The following is a 301-nucleotide window of genomic DNA, read 5'->3' as shown; positions in this document are numbered from 1 at the left end:
CCCCCCAAATGAGGTTCGAGTTCTTGACGAAGCCCCTCGGGTAACGATTCCCAACGTACTTTTACGTCGGCCAGATGTAGCGTAAATGCCGCGTCCGGTCGCCTATTCGTGATCAGGCGGACCGCTCCCAACCGCGCCAAGCCAACGCGAAAGAACGCACTCGACCACTTCTCCAGCAATGACCTACCGCGCTGCCCTTTGCGGGTGGTCAGCCAGCTCCATGACAACGCATTGCTGGGGTCAAAGACATCAACAGTGAATTTAACCTGGATTAGGTCTACCCTGCCGTCGATTCGTTGAG

The 301-nt window shown here is 56.5% G+C and carries 1 protein-coding gene; it reads right to left on the bottom strand.

The features are described 5' to 3' along the window. Window positions 1-301, bottom strand: a 301-nt coding sequence (locus AC0L3B_RS39155) for a hypothetical protein (protein WP_473383096.1), incomplete at both ends; no start/stop codon positions are given.

Source organism: Bradyrhizobium sp. Kon56, assembly GCF_055807635.1.
The sequence above is the reverse complement of the archived record's forward strand: the minus strand, read 5'-3'. Positions and strand labels throughout refer to the sequence as shown.